The following is a 20545-nucleotide window of genomic DNA, read 5'->3' as shown; positions in this document are numbered from 1 at the left end:
CCGTTCCGGCGAGTCCGCGGTCCTGGCCACCTGTGCCCTGCGCACCTACCTCACCTGGACAGCGGCTCGCGGTGGCCCGAGAATCACGGCATGACTTCGCTCCAGTTCCCTGCGCGTCCGGCGCGCCCGTCGGACGCCGACCGGGAACGCGCCCTCGATCTGCTGCGCGACGGCGCGGCGCAGGGACGGCTGTCCCAGGACACCTTCCTGCGGCGCCTGGAACTCGTTCTGACCGCCCAACAGCAGTCCGAACTCGACCTGGTCACCGCCGACTTGGCGAGCCGCGGCAAGGTCCAGGGCGCCGTCCTGCGAGTGGTGGGCCGGGTGTCCGCCTTCCACCTCCGGGTGCGCCGCGCCTGGCGTACGGAGCGACTCCCGAAGCTGCTGCTGCCCGAGCCGGGCCCGCTCCCGCTGCTCATAGGGCGTGCCCCCGGCGCGGGCCTGCGCCTCAGCCACGAGACGGTCTCCCGCGCCCACGCCGAACTCCGCAGCGCCGACAAGGGCTGGCTGCTGCGCGACCTCGGCTCCACCAACGGCACCTGCGTCAACGGCCGCCGGGTGGTGGGCGAGGTACCGGTCGGCCCCGGCGACCACATCACCTTCGGCCAGGTGGACTACGTCCTGACGGAGTGAAGGGCGGGGCCGGTGGGTGCGCCGGGCGGATCCGGGCGCGGGCCCGCTCAGTGCTGATGCAACCCCCGCCCCGCCAGCGTCAGAAACGTCTCGCCGACCGCCTCGGAGAGGGTCGGATGGGCATGGATGTGCCGGGCGACATCGGCCGGTTCGGCGTCCCAGCCCACGATCAGCTGGCTCTCCGCGATCATCTCCGAGACGTGCGGCCCGACGAGATGGACCCCGAGGACCGCGCCGGTAGCCTCGCCGTCCGCCCCGTCCGCCGCCGCGATCACCTTCACCATGCCGCCCTGACCGTGCACCATGCCCTTGGCGGTGGCGGCCAGCGGCATGGTGTTCACCGTGATGTCCAGGCCGCGGGCGCGCGCCTCGGCCTCGGTCAGGCCGACCGAGGCGGTCTGCGGCGAGGAGTACGTCACCCGTGGCACCGCCGCGTAGTCCACCGCCCGCGACGGCAGGCCCGCCAGCGTCTCGGCCACCAACAGGCCCTCCGCGAACGAGGCGTGGGCCAGCCCCAGGGAGGGCGGCGGCAGCAGGTCGCCGACCACGTGGATGCCCTGCACGGCGGTTTCCAGCCGTGACCAGTCCGCAGGCGCAACGAACCCCCGCTCGTCCGCCGCCAGTCCGGCCGCCGCCAGGTCCAGCCCGTCCGTCACCGGGACCCGCCCCACCGCGACCAGCAGCCGCTCGGCCTCGATCACCAGCTCCTCGCCCTTCGGGGTGCGCACCGTGGCCCGTATCCCGTCCGGCAGCAGTTCGGTCCCGGTCAGTGCCGAGCCCGTACGGACCGCGATACCGCGCTTCTTCAGCCCGCGCGCCAGATGACGGCCGACGTCCTCGTCCTCCAACGGAAGCAGCCGCCCGGCCGCCTCGACCAGGGTGACCTCCGCCCCCATGGAACGGTGGAAGGACGCATACTCGACGCCGATCGCACCGCCGCCCAGGACCAGCACGGACGCCGGAAGCCCGGCCGCGAACAGCGCGTCGTCGCTGGTCACCACCCGTCGGCCGTCCGCGGACAGGCCGGGCAGCAGCCGCGGCCGGGACCCGGTGGCCAGCACGATGCCGCGGCGGGCGGTGACCTCCCCGGCGCCCTCGATATGGACCGTACGGGGTCCGGTCAGCCGTGCCGTGCCCTGGACGACCCGCACCCCCGCCGTCCGCAAGTGCCCCGCCACGCCCTGGTGGTTGCGGGCGACGATGGTGTCACGGGTGGCCACCAGGGCCGGCCAGTCCAGGGAGTCGACGGTGGCCTTGACGCCCCACCGCTCGCGGGCCTCCGCGATACCGTCCACCAACTCGGCCGCGTGCAGCATGGCCTTGCTGGGGATACAGCCGCGGTGCAGACAGGTGCCGCCGATCAGATCGCGTTCGGCCAGCACCACCCGCAGCCCCAGGGACGCGGCACGCAGGGCGGTGCTGTAGCCGCCGGTGCCGCCGCCGATGACGATGACGTCCGGTGTGTTCACGTCTGTCTCACTCATGCGATTAGACTCCGCCCACCTGCGGTGATGAGTCCAAGGCAATGTTTCCATGGAGGTGATGAAGAATCTTCATGAGCCTTCATGGGCCCCACATGGGGTGGGGCTCCCGTATGGCGCGTCATGAGGGGCCGAGCGCACCGGGAGGGGCGGGCATGAGTCTGCGGCAGATGGAGTACCTCGTCGCGGTCGTGGAGCAGGAGTCCTTCACTCGCGCCGCCGAGGCACTGCATGTCACCCAGTCCGCGCTCTCGCACCAGATCAAGGCGCTGGAGCGGACGGTCGGCGGCCCGCTGCTGGAGCGGCTGACGCGCGGGGTGCGGCTGACCGCGATGGGCCGGGCCTACTTCCCGCACGCCCAACTCGCCGTCCGCAGCGCCCGGCAGGCCCGTCGCGCCGCCCTCGCGGCGGGCGGTGCGGAGAGCGGCGAACTCCATCTCGCGACGGTGCACGCCCAGGCGGTCGGGGTGCTCCCGGAGGTCTGCGCACGCTGGGCCCGTAGGCGTCCGGGGGTCCGACTGGTGCTCCATGAGTACGCCACGACGGGGGAGTTGGAGGAGCAGATGGCCCGCGGTGTCGCCGACCTCGCGCTCGGGCCGCGCCCCGAGGACTGGCCGGGGCCGGTCACCGTCGTGGGGCAGGAGCGGATGGTGCTGGTCGTCCCGCACGGTGACCCGCTCGCTGCCCGGGAGTCGGTCCGCCTCATGGAGCTGGCGGACCGCCCGTGGGTGCGGTGCAGCCTGGAACCGGTGGTCGAGGGGCGGCGCTGGCTGGACCGGGAGTGCGAACGGGCCGGCTTCACCCCGCGCACCGCCGTGCGCACCCAGCACAGCTCCACGGCCGTCCGGATGGCGGCGGCGGGCGTCGGGGTGCTGCTGACGGCCGCCCATGAACTCCGCGGCGTCGACTGTGCGGCCGTGCCCACCGATCCGCCCTGGCAGCGCGACATCACCATCTTCTCCCGGGTCGAACCGACCGGCGCGGCCGCGGAGTTCACGGAGCTGCTGCGCACGGCGGGGAGCGCGGAGCGGAGCCTGGACATCCAGAACTGACGGTCCGTCACTCGCGGACGAGCAGCGCCACCGGCGACTCCGCCAGCAGCTCGCTCAGCCCCACCACTGCGCCGCCCGGCAGCTCGCGCCCGGTCAGCCGCTCGCGCCAGGTGCCGTCCGGCGGGAGCCGCAGCAGGGTGTCCCACCAGCCTCCGGTCTCCTCCAGCCGCAGCGCCAGCCGGGTCACCACCGTCAGCACCCGCCCGCTGCGGCAGAACGCCACACAGTGCTCGGCCGCCGGGCCCTCCCCGTACACCGGCTCGTATGACGCGTCGGCTCCGAACCACCGCGGATGGTCGCGCCGCAGCCGCAGCGCCGCGGCGGTCAGCCGGAGCTTCTCGCCGGACAGGTCGCGCGGCGGGTTCCCGGCGTCCAGCGCGGTGAGCAGCTCGGGGCGGAAGCGGGCCGGACGCCGGTTGTCCGGGTCGACCAGCGCGGCATAGTCGAGTTCGGTGCCCTGATAGAGGTCGGGGACGCCCGGCATGGTGAGCTGCAACAGCGTCGAGCCCAGCACATTCGCGCGGATGAACGGGGCGAGTTCCCCGTCCAGCGCGGCGAGCGGGGCGGCCGTGGGACCGCAGGGCCCGTTACGGATGAACTCCTCGACGGCCTCCTCGTAGCCCGCGTTCCGCTCCGTCCACGAGGTGCGCAGCCCGGCCTCCCGCGCCGCCTTGAGCACCGCGGGCGCCACCCGCTCCGCCGCTTCGCCGTCACCGGCCGCACCCAGGCCGAACGCGGTCTGCCAGGCCAGCCACGACACCATCGGGTCCGCCGGGCCGATACCGTCCAGCGCGCTCGCCGTGCGGCCGCACACCGCGTCGTCGGCCATCGCCCCGAGCACATCCCGCCACCGGTCGGGGCACTCCGACAGCACCGCGATCCGCGCCCGTACATCGGCGCTGCGCTTGGTGTCGTGGGTGGACAGCACCGTGCCGGCCAGCGGGCGGTCCCGCTGGAGCCTGGCGCAGTATGCGTGGAACGCCTCCGGGGTGAGCGCCGGCTCCCCCGGATCGCCGCCGACCTCGCAGGCCGACAGCAGCACCGGATAGCGGTAGAAGGCGGTGTCCTCCACGGATTTGGCGTGCAGCGCGGAGGCGGTCTGGGCGAACCGCGCGGTGAAGTCGGCGCAGTCCGCGCCGTCCCGGTCCGGCGGGTCGGTCAGCCGGCCGAGCGCCAGATCGCGGATCAGATCCACCGCCCGCGCCTCCTCGGGCACCCGGAAGGCGGTACGCGCCTGCGCCGCCGCCGCGTCCAGCATGACCGCGTCCTGTCCGGCCCGCGCCGGATCCGCGGCATAGGGACGGTAGACCGGCAGCCGCACCAGCAGCTCACGGAGGGCGTGGCGCAGCGCCCAGGTCGCATGGTCGCCCGGCTCGGGGGCTCGGGCGCTGATCCGCGCCGCGGTCCGCACCAGCCGCTCCACTTCCGTGGCCAGATCGTGGGTGATGACCTCGTACGCGGCCCGGCGCACCGTCTCCTCCCAGTCGCCGCCCTCGTCGGCGAGCGGGGTGGCGAAGTCCCGGTAGTGGGAGAACAGCCGCGCGGCGCCCTGCGGGCAGACGAACAGTCCGTCGATGTGCCGCAGCGCGTCATAGCCGGTGGTGCCCGCACAGGCCCAGCTGTCCGGGAGCCGCTCGTCACGGGTGAGGATCTTCTCCACCACCGTCCAGCGGCCGCCGGTCCGCTCGTGCAGCCGGGCCAGATAGCCGCCGGGGTCCACCAGACCGTCCGGGTGGTCGATGCGCAGCCCGTCGATGACGCCCTCACGGATCAGCCGCAGCACCGTGCCATGCGTCGCCTCGAACACCGCGGGGTCCTCGACGCGCACCCCGATCAGCTCCGAAATGGTGAAGAAGCGGCGGTAGTTCAGCTCGCTGCGGGCCAGCCGCCACCAGGCGAGGCGGTACCACTGGGCGTCCAGGAGGCGGTCCGGCGGCAGCGTCTCCGTCCCGGGGCGCAGCGGAAAGGCATGCCCGTGATAGCGCAGCACCTCGCCCTCGACGCGGAAGTGCCGCATCTCCTCGCCGATCCTGCCGCCGAGCACCGGCAGCAGCAGCCGTCCGCCGTGCCCGGCGCCCCAGTCGATGTCGAACCAGCGCGCGTACGGGGACGCCGGGCCGTCGCGCAGCACCTGCCACAGCGGCCCGTTCAGCGACAGCGGCTCCGGCACCGCCATATGGTTCGGCACCAGGTCGACGACCAGCCCCAGGCCGTGCGAGCGGGCCGCGGCGGCCAGCGCCCGCAGCCCCGGCTCGCCGCCCAGCTCGGCCCGTACCGCCGTGTGGTCGACCACGTCGTAGCCGTGGGTGGAGCCCGGCACCGCCTCCAGCACCGGAGAGAGGTGCAGATGGGAGACGCCGAGCGCGGCCAGATGCGGAACGGCCCGCTTGGCGGCGGCGAACGGGAAGTCCGGCTGGAGCTGCAGCCGGTAGGTGGCGGTCGGCGACGGACTCAGGGGCTGCGTCATGGGAACATCCGTACCCTGCTGACGGCCCGTTCTGTCATCTCCCTCCCGCATGGGTGCCGTTGATTCCTCCGACGGAGTGGGCCCCGGGGGCGGGGACCTTCGTATGCCCGGCCCATGGGGCGCGCGGCCGCCCACCGCGCTCACGCCGGTCGCTGCAGCACCAGCAGGCTCCGGCCGATGAGCGTCAGCCGGTCGCCGGCCTTGACCTTGGCGCCGCTGCCGTCCGCCACCGCCTGCGGCCGGTCGGTGTCCACCACGACCTGCCACTGCCGGCCGAGGTGCTCGGGAACCATGAACTCCTTCTCCTGGTCGTGGGCGTTGAACATCAGCAGGAACGAGTCATCGGTGATCGGCTCCCCCCGGGGGCCCGGCTCGGAGATCGAGCTGCCGTTGAGGAACACCGTCAGCGATTTGGCATGCACCGACTGCCAGTCGCGCGGTCCCATCTCCTCGCCGCCCGCCGTGAACCAGGCGATGTCGGAGAGCTCGTCATGGGTGCCCTCCATCGGATGGCCCTGGAAGAACCGCCGCCGCCGGAACACCGGATGGTCGCGGCGCAGCCACACCATCTGCCGGACGAACGCCAGCAGCGCCCGCCGCTCCTCGTCCCCGTCCGCCGCCCCGTCCGCCGCCTCGCCCGGCCCGTCCGCCTCGTCCGCCGCCCGGGGCCCGTCCGCCGCGCCGACGCCCCCGCCCGGTGCCCGCTCCGGCCAGTACACCCACGACAGCTCGTTGTCCTGGCAGTACGCGTTGTTGTTGCCGCCCTGGCTGCGCCCGAACTCGTCGCCGTGGCTGAGCATCGGCACGCCCTGCGACAGCATCAGCGTGGCCAGGAAATTCCGCGTCTGCCGGGCCCGCAGTCGACGCACCCCGGGATCGTCGGTCGGCCCCTCGGCACCGCAGTTCCAGGACCGGTTGAAGCGCTCGCCGTCCCGGTTGTCCTCGCCGTTGGCCTCGTTGTGCTTGTCGTTGTACGCCACCAGATCGTGCAGCGTGAAGCCGTCATGGCAGGTCACGAAGTTCACCGAGGCCAGTGGCCGCCGCCCGTCCTCCTGGTAGAGGTCCGACGAACCCGTCAGCCGGGACCCGAACTCCGCCAGGGTGCGCGGTTCGCCCCGCCACAGGTCCCGTACGGTGTCCCGGTACTTCCCGTTCCACTCGGTCCACAGCGGCGGGAAGTTCCCCACCTGATAGCCGCCCTCACCGACGTCCCACGGCTCGGCGATCAGCTTCACCTGGCTGACGACCGGGTCCTGATGGACCAGATCGAAGAATGACGACAGCCGGTCCACCTCGTGGAACTGCCGGGCCAGCGTCGCCGCCAGATCGAAGCGGAAGCCGTCCACCCGCATCTCCTGCACCCAGTAGCGCAGCGAGTCCATCACCAGCTGGAGCACATGCGGGCTGCGCATCAGCAGCGAATTCCCGGTGCCCGTGGTGTCCATGTAGTACTGCTTGTCGTCCGACAGCCGGTAGTAGGAGGCGTTGTCCAGCCCCCGGAACGACAGCGTCGGGCCCAGATGGCTGCCCTCGGCGGTGTGGTTGTAGACCACATCGAGGATCACCTCGATACCGGCCTGGTGCAGCGCCCGCACCGCCGTCTTGAACTCCAGCACCTGCTGCCCGCGGTCCCCCCAGGACGCGTAGGCGTTGTGCGGGGCGAAGAAGCCGATGGTGTTGTAGCCCCAGTAGTTCGTCAGCCCCGCGTCCACCAGCCGGTGGTCCTGGACGAACTGATGCACCGGCATCAGCTCCAGCGCGGTCACCCCGAGCTTGGTCAGATGGTCGATGATCGCCGGATGCGCCAGCGCGGCATAGGTGCCGCGCAGCTCCTCGGGGAGCTCCGGATGGCGCATCGTCAGGCCCTTCACATGGGCCTCGTAGAGCACCGTCTCGTGATAGGCGGTGCGTGGCGGACGGTCGTCGCCCCAGTCGAAGTACGGATTGACCACCACCGACGCCATGGTGTGCGGCGCCGAGTCCAGGTCATTGCGGACCTCGGGCCGTCCGAAGTGGTAGCCGTAGACGGCCTCGTCCCAGTCGATCCGGCCGCTCATGGCCCGTGCGTACGGGTCGAGCAGCAGCTTCGCCGAATTGCAGCGCTGCCCCCGCTCCGGCTCGTACGGACCGTGCGCCCGGAAGCCGTAACGCTGCCCCGGCATCACCCCCGGAAGATACGCGTGCCGCACATTGGCGTCGCTCTCGCGCAGCTCGACGGCGGTCTCCGAACCGTCGTCGTGCAGCAGACACAGTTCGATGCGCTTCGCGGCTTCGGAGAACACCGCGAAGTTGGTGCCCGCCCCGTCATAGGTGGCACCCAGCGGATACATCTGTCCCGGCCAGACCTGCATGGGTAGACTCTTCCACTTTCTCGCCGGGCGCCGCGGCGACTCCACGACACACATCCGCGGAACGGTCGAAATCTTCCCGCGGACGTCCGGGGCCCCCGGCGACTGCGGGGAGCACCGCTGCTGCTCGCCGTGGCCGCCCTGACGACCGGCAACACGGACGGCCCCCGTGCTCCTACGAGATCGCCCCCGGCCCGACCAGCACATACGCCGGGCGCCGTTACACCACACATGACGTTTATTGCACCGAGTACAACAAATGTGAGCAGTTCGCCAGCAGCAACCTGGCCAATTGTGGCGACCGGGCCGGTACTGGCCGTCGACACCTGGGTCAACGGACAGCCGCTGAAACACCCCATCGCGTGGGTCAACGTGGGTCAACATCGGGTTTCACCACATCGCCAGGGATGAGGACCAGGAGCCGATGCCCATGTACTGGCAGGGCTTCCAGCTGGTCCCACGCGGTGTCACGGCTATGAATCCGCTCACTCCGCCCCCGCTGTCCAGGCACAACGGGCACTATGGATAAGGGGAGTTGGTAACCGACTCGATCCATCCTGCTGCACCGCCTCCCGCACCGCAGTAGTCTGCCTTGATCGTTGGCACGGGGGTTCGGAAGGCGGTGGCAGGTGAGCGGCGGGCTGGAGTTGCCCCCTGGTGACGAGAGTCATGAGGGCCATGAAGGCGGCTCCGTCGACGCACCGCCCGGCGCGGTGTCCCTGGCACGACCGCTGGAGATCGGGGCGGAGCTGGACTGGGGCGCCGACGCCTGGAGCGAGGTGCGCACCCGCGCCCGCCGGGCCGGCCGTGCCTACATCTGGCTGAATCTCGTCGAGCAACGGCTGCGGGCCGTCGTCGCCGCCGTCCTGCGGCCCATCTACGAGCCGGTGCACGGCGACGAATGGGTCATCGCCGCGGCCGGTCCCGCCGGCCAGGAGTGGGTGCAGCGCGCGGTCGCCGTCCGCGAGGTCAGCCGCCGCAAGGGCTACCTCCTGGACCCCGCCGACGACAACATCGTCAGCTTTCTGACCCTTCCGCAACTCCGCGAACTGATGGTCCAGCACTGGCCCTGCTTCGAGCCGTACTTCGACGACCGCCGCGATGTCGAGCTGGCCCTCGACGAACTGGAGGTCGCCCGCAACATCGTCTCCCGCAACCGCGCGCTGTCCGAGACGGTGCTCGCCCAGGCCGAGCGCGCCTCCGCCCGCCTCCTGGACATACTCGGCTCCGGCGTCGGCACCCGTATCTCCGGACGGCTGCCCATCGACGCGGTGGAGGACCTGGTAGGCGACCGCTACGCCGATGTCATCGGCGTGCACTCCGACCGGGTACGCCTCCAGCGCCAGCTTCCTGCCGAGGACCTCTTCGGCGACGCCCGCCGCCTCGACGCCGTGGGTATCGGCCTCAACCTCCTGGTCCAGAACTACTCGGGCCGCCGCCTGGTCCGGCTCGCCGAATCCGGCTGCCGCGTCCGGCTGCTCTTCCTCAACCCGGCCAGCAGTGCGGTCCGCCGCCGGGAGCGCGAAATCGGGCTGAAGAAGGGCGAGATGAGCCGCTCCATCGAGATGAACATCCTCCATATGCGGCGGGTCCGGGCCCGGCTGCGCGACCCCGGCGCCTTCGAGATCCAGGTCTTCGACGAGACCCCGCGCTTCACCGCCTACCTGGTCGACGGCGACGGCCCCGACGGCGTGGCCGTGATCCAGCCCTACCTCCGCAAGAGCCGCGGGATGGAGTCCCCCGTCCTCGTCCTCCGCGGCGGCGGCCGGGAGGTCGTCCGCCAGGACGCCCGGGAGACCCGCGACGGCGATCACGGCCTCTTCGAGACCTACCGGGAGGAATTCGAGAGCATGTGGGCGGATTCGCGGCCGGTTTCCTGAATCGGAAGTGATGGGCGGGGCGGGTGGGACGGGCGGGCCAGGAGCTACGGCGTCTCCGGGTTACGGCGTCTCCGGGTTACGCGGTCCCCTGGCTGCGGCGTCCCACGGGCCACGGCCTCCCGTGTTACGGCGTCCCCGTGATGCCCCCGTCGACCCGCAGCTCGATTCCGTTGACGTAGTCGGCGAGCGGGCTCGCCAGGTAGGCGACCGCGGCCGCGATGTCCGACGGGCGCCCCAGCCGCCCGCTCGGATTCGGCGCGTACTCCGCGACGAGGTCCGCTTCGTCCGGCCCGCCCTCCGGTGCACCCCGGTCGCTGTCGCCCTCGGCCGACCGCTCCTCGAACATCCGGTACATGGACGGGGTGGCGATCACCCCCGGGCTCACACAGTTCGCGGTGACCCCGGTCCCGGCGAGGTGCCGGGCCAGGCTGGTGGTCATGTTCACCACGGCGGCCTTGGCCGCGGAGTAGGCCGCCATGTGGGGCAGCGGGGTCCGTACCGCCCGGCTGCCGATGGTGATCACCCGGCCCCAGCCGTGCGCGCGCAGCGACGGCAGCAGCGTCTGGCTGACCCGCACCGTCGGCAGGACGTTCCCCTCGAAGGCGGCCCGCCAGTCGGAGGGCCGGGAGGTCTCCCAGTCGTGCTCGGCGAAGGGACCTGCGTTGTTGACGAGGATGCGGGCCCCGAAGTCCCGTGCGGTGAGCGCGACCTGCTCGGCGATGCCCGGTTCCGTCAGATCGCCGAGCACCACTTCGGCCCGTACACCACGGGCCGCGACCTGCTCGGCGACGGCCGCCGCGGCCCCCGCGTTCCGCCCGTGGACGAGGACCGCACACCCCTCGTCCGCCAGCGTCTCGGCGATCGTGGCCCCGATGCCCGAACTGCTGCCCGTCACCAGCGCGCCGTGTCCTGCCAGCCGTAGGTCCATGGCGGTCAGCCTAGGGGCGGACGGGCCGGACGGGGCCGGACGGGGCCGGACGGGCCGGACGGGCCGGGCGCGGACTCTGGGATCCCCGCCGCGACAGGCCGCCGGTCGATTGTCAGTGGTGCGTGCGAGAGTGGGCGAGCAACGGGGGAAGTACCACCGAAGGAGGCCGCATGAGCGCGTGCGAGGCCGGGCGAAGCGAGGTAGCCGCATGAGCTGGCATCAGAAGCTGTTGGTCAGCTTCGACCTGGAGACCACAGGCACCGACATCGAGCAGGACCGCATCGTCACCGCGGCCCTGCTCCGTCTGGAGGGGGACGGACGTCCGGCCGCAAAGCGGACATGGCTGATCGATCCGGGCGTGCCGATTCCCGACGAGGCAGCGGCCATTCACGGCATTTCGACGGCATATGTCCAAGAGCACGGGCGTCCGCCGGCGACCGCCATAGCGGAGATCACCGAGGCGCTGGCCGAGGCGCTGCGCACGGAGATCCCGCTGGTGGTGATGAACGCGCGCTATGACCTCTCGCTGCTGGACCGCGAGTGCCGACGCCATGGCCTGCCGACGCTGACCGAACGCCTCGGACACGCCCCGGCCCCGGTCATCGACCCGCTCGTCCTGGACAAGCATGTGGACCGCTACCGCAAGGGGAAGCGTGCCCTCCAGGCGCTCTGCGGTCATTACGGGGTCCGGCTGGACGGCGCACACGAGGCGGGCGCAGATGCGGCGGCCGCCGCCGGGGTCGCCCGGCGCATCGGGGAGAAGTACCCGGCCGTCGCCATCCCGTCGCCCCGCGCGCTGCACGACCTCCAGGAGCAGGCGGCCGCCGAACAAGCCGCGTCGTTCCAGGCGTATTTGCGGCGCTCCGGTGACCCTCGGGCGATAGTCGAGCCGGCCTGGCCGCTGATCCCGTACCAGGCCGAGGTCTGAGCGCTACCGGCCCCGCTCCGGCTGCGAGGCCCGGGCCGAGAGGCCCGGCCCGTTGTCAGGCCGCCCCGCTCAGAAGGGATACCACCGCACCGTCGCGTCCTTGTCGCGCAGTGAGGCGATCCGGCGCCGGAACTCCTTGAGCGCCGCCGGGTTTCCGGGCGCGTGCTGGGACACCCAGGCGCAGCTCGCCGTCTCCCGCGACCCGCGCAGCACGGCGCAGCCCTCCCAGTCCCGTACGTCCCAGCCGTAGACGGACACAAAGGCGTCGTAGGACTCGGGGGACAGCCCGTAGCGGTCCCGGCTGAGCGCCATCACGACCAGATCGTGTTCCCGCAGATCGGAGGAGAAGGTTTCCAGGTCGACCAGCACGGGTCCGTCGGGCCCGACATGCACATTGCGGGCCAGCGCGTCGCCGTGGATGGGGCCGCGCGGCAGATGCGGCTCCAGGGCCGTGGCGGCCGCCGCGAAGGCGTCCCGCCGCCCGCGCAGATACTCCGCGTCCGACGCCGACACGGCCTCGCCGGCCAGCCGCAGCCAGCGCTCGACCCCGCCGAGCAGTTCACGCCGGGGGAGTGCGAACGGCGGCTCCGGCAGCGCGTGCACGAGCTTCAGCAGCGCGGCGAGATCGCCCGGCCCGGCGGGGCGGACGGCCTCCGGCAGCCGCCGCCAGTAGGTGACGGGATGTCCGTCCACCAACGTCGCCACGGACTCCGCGGCCCGTACGGCCGGTACGCCCTCGGCCGCCAGCCACTGCGCCACGCGCAGCTCCCGCTCGGCCCGCTCCAGGAGTTCGGCGCTGCGGCCCACCCGTACGACGGGTCCGTTGTCGCCGAGCGCGAAGACGGCGTTCTCGCCGAGCGAGAGCAGCGCGGCGTCAGCGGCCGCCTCGGGGTGCCCGGCCGCGGCCAGCACGTCCCGGGCGCGCGCCTCCGTGAAGGCGGCGGGGCTCGGTTCGGTCATCGGGGTGCCTCCTGCGGTGCATGGAAGCGCCCAGTGTCGCAGGTCGGCCGCGGCGCACCGGACGGCATCCCGGGCCGTGAGCCGATGTGCCGACGCGGGCCCCGGTGTGGGCCCCGGTGTGGAATCGGCCGGGGACCTTGACGGGGGTGTCGGCCGTCACGACGATGACGGCGGCCGGGAACGGCCGACGGGGAGAGGGGCAGCGATGGCAGCAGCGCCAACGGCGGGGGCGGCGTTCGGCACCAGACCCTCCGACACCAGACCGTCCGGCAACAGAGCGTCTCGGCCGCCGCGCCGTACGGAGCCCCTTCGATGACCCTGGCGACCGCACCCCGGCGGTCCACCGCACCGGCCGCCGACCGCCCCGCCCGGCCCCGGCGCGATCTCGGCGCCTGGTTCCTCGTGCTGCCCGCGCTGCTCCCCATCCTGGTGCTGAGCGTGGGCCCGCTGCTGTACGGGATCGGGCTGGCATTCACCGACGCCCAGTCGGGCCGGACCCAGGCCACCCGCTTCGTGGGGCTGCTGAACTTCTCCGACCTCTTTCAGGACTCGCTGTTCTGGGACTCGTTCCGGATCGGCCTGATATGGGCCTTTGGCGTCACCGTCCCGCAGTTCCTGCTCGCCCTCGGTCTCGCCCTGCTGCTCCATCTCGATCTGCGGCTGCGCTGGCTGGCCCGCGCGCTGGCGATCATCCCGTGGGCGATGCCCGAGGTCGTCGTCGGCATCATGTGGCGGCTGGTCTACCACCCGGACGCCGGCATCCTGAACGAAACCCTGCGCGGCCTGGGCCTGTCCGGAGCCGACGGCCGCGACTGGCTCAGCGGGCCGGCCACCGCACTGCCCGCGGTCATCGTCGTCGGCGTCTGGGCCGGGATGCCACAGACCACCGTGACCCTGCTGGCCGGTCTGCAGAACGTGCCTCGCGAACTGCACGAGGCCGCGTCCATGGACGGCGCGGGCGCCTGGCGCCGCTTCCGCACCGTCACCTGGCCCGCCCTCAGACCCATCGCCCTCGCCGTCACGGCCCTCAACTTCATCTGGAACTTCAATTCCTTCGCCCTGGTCTTCGTCCTGACCGACGGCGGCCCCGGCGGCCGGACCAGACTGCCGATGCTGTTCGCGTACGAAGAGGCCTTCCGTTACGGGCAGTTCGGATACGCCGCCACGATGGGCCTGGCGATGGTCGCGGTGATCTCGGTCCTGCTGGCGGTCTATTTGGCCGGCCGGCTGAAGGGGGACGACGACCGGTGAGCGCAGGCGAACGGACCGGCGACAGCCGACGCGGGGACACTCGGCGCGGTGAGGGAAGGGGCGGTACCCCACGCCGCTACGCCCCCGCACGACGCGCCGCCACCCGCACCGGCCAGTACGCAGCGCTCCTCGGCTATCTCGTCTTCCTCGCCTTCCCCTTCCTGTGGCTGCTCTCCACCGCCTTCAAGCCACCGCGGGAACTGGGCTCCATGCACCCCACCTGGGTCCCCGAGGCGCCCACCCTGGAGAACTTCCGGCAGGCGTTCGCCCAGCAGCCGCTGTCGGTGGCGGCTGCCAACAGCCTGCTGGCCGCCGCCGTCTCCGCGCTGCTGGCGATCCTGCTGGCGACCCCGATGGCGTATGCCCTGGCCCGCTTCCGCAACCGCCTCTCGCGGGCGGCCACCGGCTGGGTCGTGATCAGCCAGGCATTCCCGCTGGTGCTGGTGATCATCCCGCTGTTCCTGATCCTGAAGGGTCTCCATCTGGTGGACTCCCGCATCGGTCTGATCATGGTCTATGTGGTGTGGTCGCTGCCGTTCGCCCTGTGGATGCTGACCGGCTATGTCCGGGCCGTGCCAAGGGAGTTGGAGGAGGCAGCGGCGGTGGACGGCGCCGGCCGGTTCCGTACGCTCGTCTCGGTCACCGCGCCGCTGCTCGCGCCCGGCATCGTCGCCACCGCGCTGTTCGCCTTCATCACGGCCTGGAACGAGTTCTTCTTCGCCCTGGTCCTGCTCAAGTCCCCTGAGAAACAGACCCTGCCGGTGGTGCTGACCCACTTCCTCGGGGCCGAGGGCGTCGCCGACCTCGGTCCGCTCGCCGCCGCGGCGCTCCTCGCCACCCTCCCGAGCCTGCTGCTCTTCGCCGTCATCCAGCGGCGGATCACGGGCGGGATGCTCGCCGGGGCGGTGAAGAACTGATGCGTCATGACCCTGCGCCCGGCCGCCGTTTCCGCCGGATGCCGCGGCGTCGCCTGCTCACGGCGGCCGCCGCACTGCCCGCCGCGGCCCTGCTGCCGGGCTGTTCCGACGACCGCCGTCGACCGTCCGGTGGCCGGATCACCCTGCGCTTCCAGTCGCTGGCCTGGCAGCAGGACTCGCTCAAGGCCAACAAACAGCTGGTAGCGGAGTGGAACCGGCAACACCCCGACGTCCGGGTGCAGTACGTCCAGGGCGCCTGGCCCACCGTCCACGACCAGCTGCTGACCTCCTTCGAGGGCGGCGAGGCCCCGGACATCATCCACGACGCCTCCGACGACCTCGCGGACTTCGCCTACGGCGGGGATCTCGCCGACCTCACCCCCCTCCTGCCGCCGCGCCTCAGGCGCGACATCCCGCAGCGGAGCTGGCAGACCGCCACCTTCAACGGCCGGATCCACGGCATCCCGTTCCTCCAGGAGCCACGGGTGCTGATCGCCAACCGCACCGAGCTGCACCGGTCCGGCGTCCGCATCCCCACCCCCGAACACCCCTGGACCTGGCGGGAGTTCGAGGAGGCGGCACAGCGGCTGACGCGCGGCACCACCTACGGCGTCGCCTGGCCGCTGAAGGAACCCGTATCCGCCACCCTCAACCTGTCCCTCTCCACGGGCGGCCAGATCTTCCACCGCCACCGCGACGGCAAGGTGGAGGTGCGCTTCGACGCCGTCGACCAGGCGGTCCCCCGCACCATCCACGACCAGGTCAACGTCGACCGCAGCGCCTCCCGTACGACGCTGGGCATGGGCGGCTCCGACACCCTCCCGGGCTTCTTCGCCGGGCGCTATGCGATGGTGCCGCTCGGCTTCTCCTACCGTCAGCAGATCGCCCAGCAGGCGCCCAAGGGCTTCGACTGGACGGTGCTGCCCGCCCCCAGGGGCACGGCCCTGGACCAGGGGGTGAGCCCACAGACCCTGTCGATCGCCGAGGACTGCCCGTACAAGGAGGAGGCGATGGCCTTTATCGACTTCCTCCTCAGCCCGCCGAACATGGTCCGACTCGCTCTGGGTGACTGGCTGCTGCCGATGGGTCAGCAGGCGCTGAAAGATCCGGCCCTACGGACCGACCGATATGACTGGGCGACAGGCACCGCATTGGCGGGCTCGCTGCGTTCCGCCCCGGCCCAGTCCGTCCGCGGCTATCCGGAGTGGAAAGACAAGATCGCCACCCCGGGCCTCCAGGAGTACTACAGCGGCGCCATCGGCCTGACCGCCCTGCGCAAGCGGCTCGTTGAGGACGGGAATCTGGTGCTGGCCCGCTACCAGCGCTGAATCGGTGCCGCCTTGAGTGGGTGCACCGAGCCGGGCTGTACGGGCACACGGCCGACGCCCCCGCGGGGAACGTGAACGAGCCCTAACTGGCCCTGCATCACACCGTATTGGCGGATGGATGGGTTCTCGCGCCGACGGCCGAGGGCATCACCGGGTCCGCCGTAGTGCGGTGCGCCGTTCGCCTCCCCGCCACCCTCCATTGCGTGAACGTAAACGGAGTTGAGTCCCTCCGGTTCAACTCCGGGGTCACTTTGACCACTTCTGAAACATTTCCCATTTCAGCGGCCTTGTTGCTTATCTCACACACACCGGCTCACCTTGAATTGAACTCAGCAATCAGACAGGGTTTCGAGCCAGTCCGACGCAGACCTTCCGGTCTGTTCGGGCTATTGCGCAACGCTTTCCCCCCACACCACGAACGAGGAGAATCCTCGCAATGGCTCACAAGCGTTCCAGCAAGAAGCGGCTTGTCACGGCGATATCCGCCGCAGTTGCCGCCACTGGTATCGCCGCCGTCACCGCGGTCACCGCGGGCGCGTCCCCGGCCGAAGGCAAGATCTACGGAGCCGAGGCCAAGGGTGCCGTGAACGGCAGCTACATCGTCATGATGAAGAAGTCGGTCCGCACCATGGAGAGCGGTGACCTGGCCGACAAGTACGGCGGCAAGGTCAAGCGGAACTACTCCTCCGCCATCGACGGCTTCTCGGCGACCGGTCTGAGCGCCGATGAGGCCAAGCAGCTCGCCGCCGACCCGGCCGTGGACAAGGTCGTCCAGAACAAGAAGTTCCACATCAGCGAGGCCCAGGCCAACCCGCCCTCGTGGGGCCTGGACCGTATCGACCAGGAAGACACCAAGGGCGACAAGAAGTACAACTACCCCGATGGCGCGGGTGAGGGCGTCACCGCCTACGTCATCGACACCGGCGTCCACATCAAGCACAAGGACTTCGGCGGCCGGGCGTCGTACGGTTTCAACGCCGTCGACGGCAGCAACAAGGCCGAGGACGACAACGGCCACGGCACGCATGTCGCGGGCACCATTGGTGGTACCGAGCACGGTGTCGCCAAGAAGGCCAAGATCGTCGGCGTCAAGGTCCTGGACGGTCAGGGCTCCGGTACCACCGAGCAGGTCGTCGCGGGCATCGACTGGGTCACCAAGAACCACAAGGGTCCCTCGGTCGCCAACATGTCGCTCGGCGGCGGCGCGGACGAGGCCCTGGACGCGGCCGTGAAGAAGGCCATCGACGCCGGTGTCACCTTCGCCGTCGCGGCGGGCAACGAGTCCTCCGACGCGGGCCAGGGCTCCCCGTCGCGGGTGAAGGAAGCCATCACCGTGGCCTCCAGCACCAAGGACGACGAGCAGTCCGACTTCTCCAACTTCGGCAAGGTGGTCGACCTTTACGCCCCCGGCTCCGACATCACCTCGGACTGGAACGACGGCGCCACCAAGACCATCTCCGGTACGTCCATGGCGACCCCGCATGTCGTCGGTGCCGCCGCGGTCTACCTGGCCGGCCACAAGGACGCCAAGCCGGCCGATGTGGCGAAGGCCCTGACCGACGGCGCCACGCCCGACAAGATCTCGAACCCGAGCGAGGGCACGCCCAACAAGCTGCTGAAGGTCATCAAGTAACCATCTGACCCCTCAGCACCACACGCCGACCGCCGCGCCCGCCCCCACGGGGCGCGACGGTCGGCGTTGTTGTGTGTGCGGTGAACTCCGGTTGAGTGGCTGGGTGCTGCGCGAGCGCACTTCGGCCGGGTGGCTGGGTGCTGCGCTTGCGAACTTCGGCCGGGTGGCTCCCCCCCACCCCCGAACCCACCCCCGCCCCCTCCCCCGAAGGGGGAGGAGGGGGAGGGGGCGGGGGGCGCCACGCGCGCACCCGCCTGCCGTCGCATTTATCCGCAGCGGCCAGCGGCGGCGCACGCACCGAGTAGACACTGTCTACTACCATGCGGTAGACAGTGTCCATGAGTGATCAAGAGGCGGCGGGCCTGCGTGCCCGGTTGGTGCAGGCCGGGATTGACCTGCTGACCGAAGAGGGAGTGCAGGCGCTGTCGTTGCGGGAGATCGCCCGCCGGGCCGGGGTCTCCCACGGGGCTCCGCGGCGCCACTTCCCGACCCATCTGTCCCTGCTGTCGGCCATCGCCCGCCAGGGGTTCTCCGATCTGGCCTACAGGGTCGCGGCGGAAATCGACGACCACCCGACGGACCCCCGCGCCCAGCTCATGGCCCTGGGGCGCGGCTACCTCGACTTCGCGCTGGCGCACCGCGGCATGTTCGAGCTGATGTTCCGTCATGACCTGTTGGAGAGCGACCACCTCGGCCTGCGGGAAACCAGCCTGCCCCTCTTCCAGGTGCTCGTCGATCTCGTCTCCCGGGCGCAGCCGCGGTCCGAGGTGCCATCGCCGGTCGTCGCGGGCGCCCTCTGGAGCAATCTGCACGGCATCGCCCAGCTGTGGAGGTGGGGCAGCTTGCAACTCGCCACGGGCGCCGACGATGTCGAGCCGCTGCTCCGGGCCGCACTGGACGCGCACCTCGGGCCGGAGGGCCGATGACCACCCGACGCCTTCAACGCCTCGTCCTCACCGGCAGTATCACCGGCGCCGTGATCGTCGCCCTGGACGGCACCGTGCTGACCGTGGCGCAGCCCGCCCTGCAGCGCGATCTGCGGGCCTCGTTCGGGCAGGTCCAGTGGACCAGCACGGGCTATCTCATCGCCGTGGCGAGTCTGCTGGTCTTCGCCGGCCGGCTCGGTGACCGGTACGGCCACCAACAGGTGTTCGCCCTCGGGATCCTGGGCTTCGGCGCCACCTCCGCGGGGATCGGCCTGGCGCCCGGCGTCGGCTGGGTGATCGGACTGCGGGTGGTCCAGGGAATCTTCGGCGCGCTGCTGCAACCGGCCACCCTGGGAATGCTGCGCGCCGCCTATCCATCCGACCGGCTCGGCATGCCCCTCGCCCTGCGAACCAGCGCCATCGGCCTGGCGGCCGCCGCCGGCCCGGTCCTCGGCGGCGCGCTGGTCGCCCACTGGGGCTGGCGATCCGTCTTCTTCCTCAACGTGGTGCCGGCCTGCCTGATCGGCGCACTGGCGCTGGCGGTTCGGGTCCCTGTCCCCGCCCCCGCGCCCGTCCCGGAAGCCCGGGAGGCATCCGCCGGGGCCAACGGGGCTGCCGCCGACCCCCGCCCCGCCGCCCGACTCGACCTGCCCGGGGCCTGCCTCCTCGCGCTCACCCTGGTGTGTCTCGTCCACACCCTCATCGCTCTCCCGGAAACCGGTTGGACGGTGGCCACCTCACTGGCCGGAGCCGCGGCCGTATTCGCCTGTGGCGCCTTCATACGGCACGAGCGCCGCACCGCCAGTCCGCTGATCCCCCTCTCCGTGGTCGGCTCGACCACCATCGTCGCGGCCCTCGCCGTCCTGCTCGCCGCGTCGGCGGCCCTGTTCGGCGCGCTGTTCGTCAGCACCTACTTTCTGCAGGACGTCCTCGCGATGGACCCGTTGGAGTGCGGCTTGCGAGTGCTGCCCCTGGCCGTGCTGATGGTGCTGAGCGCCCCGGCCTCGGCCGTGCTGCAGCGCCGGTACGGCCCCCGCCGGACGACCGTGGTGGCGATGACGCTCCTCACGCTCGGCATCCTCGCGCTGTCCCAACTCGACCGGACCTCGACGGCTCCGGCCATCGGCGGGGGATTCCTCCTGCTGGGCGCCGGCTTCGGCACGGTGATGGTGACGGCGACGGCCGTCATCGTGCGCCATGTGTCCACCGACCACGCCGGAGTAGCGGGCGGCCTCCAGCAGACCGCGATGAATATCGGCCCGACACTGGGCGTCGCCACCGCCACCATGCTGGTGACGCTCACGACCCCCACCACCACGGGCGCCCGCCCGCCTGCCGGACCGCACTGGACCGGCGAAGCCTTCCTCTCCGCGATGGGCCCCACCCTCCTGACCCTCGCGGCCATCGCCACGACCGGCGCCCTGGCCGCGTTCCAACTCCCGCGCAACACAGCCACCGACGATGCCGAGGACGACTCCCCGCACTCACCGGCAACCGGCGGGCGCAATCGCGCCCTGGCCGAAGCGCCTGCCATGACGCCCGGTGACTGATCCTCGACCTCCTCGACAATCAACCCCCTGGCTGCCGGGGGCCGCGTGACCGGCCCCCGGCGCACCGCACGACGACTCCAACTCCGCCTCTCCGCCTCTCCGTCACGCGAGTTATCCACAGGAGGGACCCTCCGGAACCACGTCGGGCGCAATTCCCCCTACCGTCAGTCACATGCACGGAGGACTGCCGTTCATCGGCATCAGCACCATCGTCTACGGCGTGATCGGACTGCTCACGGTCGTAGCCGGCGCCATGCGCAAGA

At 71.5% G+C, this 20545-nt stretch carries 15 protein-coding genes; 10 read left to right on the top strand and 5 right to left on the bottom strand.

What is annotated here, in order from left to right; genetic code table 11:
* The first annotated feature begins 90 nt into the window (after nt 1-90).
* On the top strand, nt 91-633 hold the full coding sequence (locus STRTU_RS07590; RefSeq protein ID WP_159742840.1) for a DUF1707 and FHA domain-containing protein: 543 nt from the start codon (nt 91-93) through the stop codon (nt 631-633).
* 47 nt (nt 634-680) lie between these two features.
* Here the strand turns inward: STRTU_RS07590 and lpdA are convergent, their stop codons facing one another.
* Nucleotides 681-2117: a dihydrolipoyl dehydrogenase gene (gene lpdA, locus STRTU_RS07585; protein ID WP_159742839.1), complete on the bottom strand. Its 1437-nt coding sequence runs from the start codon at nt 2115-2117 to the stop codon at nt 681-683.
* Between the two features lie 152 nt (nt 2118-2269).
* Here lpdA and STRTU_RS07580 point away from each other — a divergent pair, with 152 nt between their 5' ends.
* Complete coding sequence (locus STRTU_RS07580) at nt 2270-3166, top strand: LysR family transcriptional regulator (RefSeq protein WP_159742838.1); 897 nt, start codon at nt 2270-2272, stop codon at nt 3164-3166.
* Nucleotides 3167-3173: 7 nt separating this feature from the next.
* Here STRTU_RS07580 and treY read toward each other — a convergent pair whose 3' ends face one another.
* Nucleotides 3174-5633, bottom strand: a complete 2460-nt coding sequence (gene treY, locus STRTU_RS07575; protein ID WP_159742837.1) for a malto-oligosyltrehalose synthase — start codon at nt 5631-5633, stop codon at nt 3174-3176.
* Between the two features lie 140 nt (nt 5634-5773).
* Nucleotides 5774-7984, bottom strand: a complete 2211-nt coding sequence (gene glgX / locus STRTU_RS07570) for a glycogen debranching protein GlgX (RefSeq protein ID WP_159742836.1) — start codon at nt 7982-7984, stop codon at nt 5774-5776.
* Nucleotides 7985-8610: 626 nt separating this feature from the next.
* Here glgX and STRTU_RS07560 point away from each other — a divergent pair.
* Nucleotides 8611-9861, top strand: coding sequence for an SAV2148 family HEPN domain-containing protein (locus STRTU_RS07560; protein ID WP_159742835.1), 1251 nt, complete (start codon nt 8611-8613; stop codon nt 9859-9861).
* Nucleotides 9862-9985: 124 nt separating this feature from the next.
* On the opposite strand, the gene STRTU_RS07555 is transcribed toward STRTU_RS07560, so the two are convergent.
* The gene (locus tag STRTU_RS07555) at nt 9986-10789 is read right to left on the bottom strand and encodes an SDR family NAD(P)-dependent oxidoreductase (protein WP_159742834.1); all 804 of its coding nucleotides are present in this window, start codon (nt 10787-10789) and stop codon (nt 9986-9988) included.
* Between the two features lie 208 nt (nt 10790-10997).
* Here STRTU_RS07555 and STRTU_RS07550 point away from each other — a divergent pair, with 208 nt between their 5' ends.
* Nucleotides 10998-11717: an exonuclease domain-containing protein gene (locus STRTU_RS07550; protein ID WP_159742833.1), complete on the top strand. Its 720-nt coding sequence runs from the start codon at nt 10998-11000 to the stop codon at nt 11715-11717.
* A 69-nt stretch (nt 11718-11786) separates the two neighbouring features.
* Here the strand turns inward: STRTU_RS07550 and STRTU_RS07545 are convergent, their stop codons facing one another.
* Nucleotides 11787-12677 carry an aminoglycoside phosphotransferase family protein gene (locus STRTU_RS07545; protein WP_159742832.1) on the bottom strand — a complete coding sequence of 297 codons (891 nt, stop codon included), beginning with the start codon at nt 12675-12677 and terminating at the stop codon, nt 11787-11789.
* A 312-nt stretch (nt 12678-12989) separates the two neighbouring features.
* On the opposite strand from STRTU_RS07545, the gene STRTU_RS07540 reads away from it, so the two are divergent.
* From STRTU_RS07540 to STRTU_RS07515, 6 genes are all read left to right on the top strand, one after another.
* A complete protein-coding gene (locus tag STRTU_RS07540) occupies nt 12990-13928 on the top strand; it encodes a carbohydrate ABC transporter permease (protein ID WP_159742831.1) in 939 nt (312 codons plus the stop codon).
* A complete protein-coding gene (locus tag STRTU_RS07535; RefSeq protein ID WP_246240217.1) occupies nt 13925-14845 on the top strand; it encodes a carbohydrate ABC transporter permease in 921 nt (306 codons plus the stop codon). The genes STRTU_RS07540 and STRTU_RS07535 overlap by 4 nt, the downstream gene beginning before the upstream one ends.
* A complete protein-coding gene (locus tag STRTU_RS07530) occupies nt 14845-16173 on the top strand; it encodes an ABC transporter substrate-binding protein (RefSeq protein WP_159742830.1) in 1329 nt (442 codons plus the stop codon). Before STRTU_RS07535 ends, STRTU_RS07530 begins: the two co-directional genes overlap by 1 nt.
* A 436-nt stretch (nt 16174-16609) precedes the next feature.
* Entirely contained in the window at nt 16610-17806 is a 1197-nt protein-coding gene (locus STRTU_RS07525; protein ID WP_159742829.1) for a S8 family peptidase, read from the top strand.
* A 338-nt stretch (nt 17807-18144) separates the two neighbouring features.
* Nucleotides 18145-18732: a TetR/AcrR family transcriptional regulator gene (locus STRTU_RS07520; protein WP_159742828.1), complete on the top strand. Its 588-nt coding sequence runs from the start codon at nt 18145-18147 to the stop codon at nt 18730-18732.
* Nucleotides 18729-20282 (top strand): MFS transporter, encoded by a 1554-nt coding sequence (locus tag STRTU_RS07515; protein ID WP_159742827.1) that lies wholly within the window; start codon nt 18729-18731, stop codon nt 20280-20282. The genes STRTU_RS07520 and STRTU_RS07515 overlap by 4 nt, the downstream gene beginning before the upstream one ends.
* Nucleotides 20283-20545: the final 263 nt, after the last annotated feature.

It is taken from the genome of Streptomyces tubercidicus (assembly GCF_027497495.1).
GTDB lineage: Bacteria > Actinomycetota > Actinomycetes > Streptomycetales > Streptomycetaceae > Streptomyces > Streptomyces tubercidicus.
The sequence above is the reverse complement of the archived record's forward strand: the minus strand, read 5'-3'. Positions and strand labels throughout refer to the sequence as shown.

Coding starts and splice junctions, on each gene's coding strand:
- STRTU_RS07590 (WP_159742840.1), top strand. CDS start 91: ATGACTTCGCTCCAGTTCCCTGCGCGTCCGGCGCGCCCGTCGGACGCC.
- lpdA (WP_159742839.1), bottom strand. CDS start 2,117: ATGAGTGAGACAGACGTGAACACACCGGACGTCATCGTCATCGGCGGC.
- STRTU_RS07580 (WP_159742838.1), top strand. CDS start 2,270: ATGAGTCTGCGGCAGATGGAGTACCTCGTCGCGGTCGTGGAGCAGGAG.
- treY (WP_159742837.1), bottom strand. CDS start 5,633: ATGACGCAGCCCCTGAGTCCGTCGCCGACCGCCACCTACCGGCTGCAG.
- glgX (WP_159742836.1), bottom strand. CDS start 7,984: ATGCAGGTCTGGCCGGGACAGATGTATCCGCTGGGTGCCACCTATGAC.
- STRTU_RS07555 (WP_159742834.1), bottom strand. CDS start 10,789: ATGGACCTACGGCTGGCAGGACACGGCGCGCTGGTGACGGGCAGCAGT.
- STRTU_RS07550 (WP_159742833.1), top strand. CDS start 10,998: ATGAGCTGGCATCAGAAGCTGTTGGTCAGCTTCGACCTGGAGACCACA.
- STRTU_RS07545 (WP_159742832.1), bottom strand. CDS start 12,677: ATGACCGAACCGAGCCCCGCCGCCTTCACGGAGGCGCGCGCCCGGGAC.
- STRTU_RS07540 (WP_159742831.1), top strand. CDS start 12,990: ATGACCCTGGCGACCGCACCCCGGCGGTCCACCGCACCGGCCGCCGAC.
- STRTU_RS07530 (WP_159742830.1), top strand. CDS start 14,845: ATGCGTCATGACCCTGCGCCCGGCCGCCGTTTCCGCCGGATGCCGCGG.
- STRTU_RS07525 (WP_159742829.1), top strand. CDS start 16,610: ATGGCTCACAAGCGTTCCAGCAAGAAGCGGCTTGTCACGGCGATATCC.
- STRTU_RS07520 (WP_159742828.1), top strand. CDS start 18,145: ATGAGTGATCAAGAGGCGGCGGGCCTGCGTGCCCGGTTGGTGCAGGCC.
- STRTU_RS07515 (WP_159742827.1), top strand. CDS start 18,729: ATGACCACCCGACGCCTTCAACGCCTCGTCCTCACCGGCAGTATCACC.